The 2,582-nt window shown below is 40.0% G+C and carries 3 protein-coding genes; all 3 read left to right on the top strand.

Annotation, left to right across the window (positions count from 1 at the left end; translation table 11 throughout):
- A partial coding sequence (locus H6S82_RS28435) for an ATP-binding protein (RefSeq protein ID WP_242057144.1) occupies window positions 1-760 on the top strand: 760 nt, incomplete at its 5' end.
- Window positions 757-1,854 carry a PleD family two-component system response regulator gene (locus tag H6S82_RS28430; protein WP_190463650.1) on the top strand — a complete coding sequence of 366 codons (1,098 nt, stop codon included), beginning with the start codon at window positions 757-759 and terminating at the stop codon, window positions 1,852-1,854. The genes H6S82_RS28435 and H6S82_RS28430, both read left to right, overlap by 4 nt.
- Before the next feature lie 69 nt (window positions 1,855-1,923).
- A partial coding sequence (locus tag H6S82_RS33770; RefSeq protein WP_242057143.1) for a response regulator occupies window positions 1,924-2,582 on the top strand: 659 nt, incomplete at its 3' end.

The following is a 2,582-nucleotide window of genomic DNA, read 5'->3' as shown; positions in this document are numbered from 1 at the left end:
TCAACTGACTATTCGCCAGCTATATAACGCACTCACCGAGCAAAATATACAGTTGCAAAAATTAAATGAAGAATTGCGAATAGCCAACGCCGAACTAGAACAATTTGCCTACATCGCTTCTCACGATCTCAAATCACCTCTACAATCGATTATTGGTTATACGCAGCTGATTAGCTGTAAATACGAAAAAGATTTCGCTCCAGACCATAAGCGATACTTAGAACATATCGTAAATGCGGCTTGGAGGATGAAGCGGCTAATTGACGACTTGCTAGATTATTCCAAGTTAGGAAAGGAAACACAAGAGCTTGAATTGACTGATTGCCAAAACGTACTAGAAGAAGCGCTAGATAATTTACGCGAAGAAATTAACTCAAGCGGTGCCACTATTACCCATTCGCCATTACCAAAACTAATGGGCGATCGCACACAACTGATCAGCCTTTTCCAAAATCTAATTAGCAATGGTATTAAGTTTCGCCGTCCTCAAGTTATACCGGAAATAAAAATTTTGGCTCAATTAAAAAACAGCAGTGAATGGCTTTTTGGAGTCCAGGATAATGGTATTGGCATAGAACCTCAGTACTTTGAACGCATTTTTGAAATTTTTCAACGCCTGCACTCTTATAGAGAATACCCAGGTAATGGCATTGGTATGACTATCTGCAAAAAAATAGTTGAACGTCACGGCGGAAGCATATGGGTGGAATCGCAGGTAAACAAGGGCACAACTTTTTACTTCACCATACCCTCACAATGAGTAAAAATTTAAACGCACTACCCAAAAGTAAAATTCTTGTGGTTGACGATACGCCAGATAACCTGCGCCTGCTGTCGTCTATGCTAAAGAATCGGGGCTATAGCGTTCGCAAAGCTTTGAGCGGTCAAGTAGCTATAAGTGCTTGCCAGAAGATACTGCCAGACATAATTTTACTCGATGTAAATATGCCCGATATGAACGGCTATGAAGTTTGTGCTGCTTTGAAAGCAAATGAAAAAACTTGCGATATCCCCGTGATTTTTATTAGCGTTTTGGATGATGTGCTGGACAAAGTAAAAGCTTTTGATGTCGGTGGTGCCGACTATATTACTAAGCCATTTCATATTGAAGAAGTGGTGGCAAGAGTGGAAAATCAACTTACGGTTCAAAAATTGCAAAAGCAACTAAAACAGCAAAATACTCTGCTACTTGAGGAAATAGAGAGACGGCGAAGTGCCGAGTCAGCTTTGCAAGAAGCAAATGAAAAATTACACCGTTTGGCTTGTTCGGACAGCTTGACTGGACTGGCCAACCGTCGCCACTTTGATGAATACTTACAAAGAGAGTGGCACCGATCGGCAAGAGATAAAACACCTCTATCATTGATTTTGTGCGATATCGATTTTTTTAAATCCTACAACGATAATTACGGACATCTAGCAGGAGATTTTTGTTTAAAGGAGGTTGCCAAAGCTATTAGCAATGCGGTAAAGCGTCCGACAGATTTAGTGGCGCGTTACGGAGGAGAAGAGTTTGTTTCGATTTTGCCTCACACAGATATTTACGGAGCCATATCTCTAGCTAAAAATATCCAGTTAGAGGTGGAAAAGCTAAAGATTATCCACTGCTTTTCTTCTGTGAGCAATTATATTACATTAAGCATGGGTATCTGTAGCCTAGTCGGAAATTATCAAGAATCTCCAGAAACTTTAATTGCTAAGACCGATCGATCTCTTTATCAAGCTAAGCAACAGGGACGCGATCGATACTGTACCTACACAACCGATTTTTTTATGGCTGACACAGAAGGCTCACCTACCAAAGAGCCCAGTGAAGTTTATCAAAGCTATTATATATTCGAGGATTTAAAATAAAAACATTAAACGCGCAAGTTTTATTTTGTACTATGATTATACAAATTAACAGGTGACGGAGATACTAAAATGAATGACGAGCGCACCAATACTTATAAAAGCAATATTTTGGTTGTCGATGATACACCTGATAACTTACGCCTTTTGTCGGCAATGCTCACCGAGCAGGGATACACAGTTCGTAAAGCATTGAACGGCGAATTAGCCTTAATTGCTTGTCAAAAGGTTTTGCCAGACCTAATTCTGCTTGATATAAATATGCCCATGATGAATGGCTATGAAGTTTGCCAACATCTGAAAGCAAATGAAAAAACTCGCGGAGTTCCCGTCATTTTTATCAGTGCTTTAGATGATGTTTTAGATAAGGTAAAAGCTTTTGATGTGGGAGGAATAGACTACATTAGCAAACCTTTTCAGGAAGCAGAAGTTTTATCGCGAATTGGCAATCAGCTTAAACTGCGATCGCTGCAACTACAACTTGAGGAACAAAATATTATACTGCGGGAAGAAATTCTAGAGCGCCGCAAAGCTCAGGAGGCTTTAGAATTGAGCGAAGCCAAAAATCGCGCCCTACTTGATGCGATTCCAGATTTAATGTTTCGCATCGGATATGATGGTATTTTTTTGGACTATCGCATAGCTAAAGAAATTGCAATAACGCAAACATCGTCACACAAATTATTAATTGAAAAGGGGATAACTTTTCCCATCCCCGATGCGATCGGCCC

Origin of the sequence: Planktothrix sp. FACHB-1355, assembly GCF_014748295.1 — a bacterium.
Classification (GTDB): Bacteria; Cyanobacteriota; Cyanobacteriia; order Cyanobacteriales; family Aerosakkonemataceae; genus Aerosakkonema; species Aerosakkonema funiforme_A.
Note: the sequence above shows the minus strand (reverse complement) of the source record. Positions and strands in the feature narration are given on the sequence as shown.

Bases quoted from the DNA above. Each gene is read 5' to 3' on its own strand.
- H6S82_RS28430 (WP_190463650.1), top strand. From the start codon at position 757: ATGAGTAAAAATTTAAACGCACTACCCAAAAGTAAAATTCTTGTGGTT.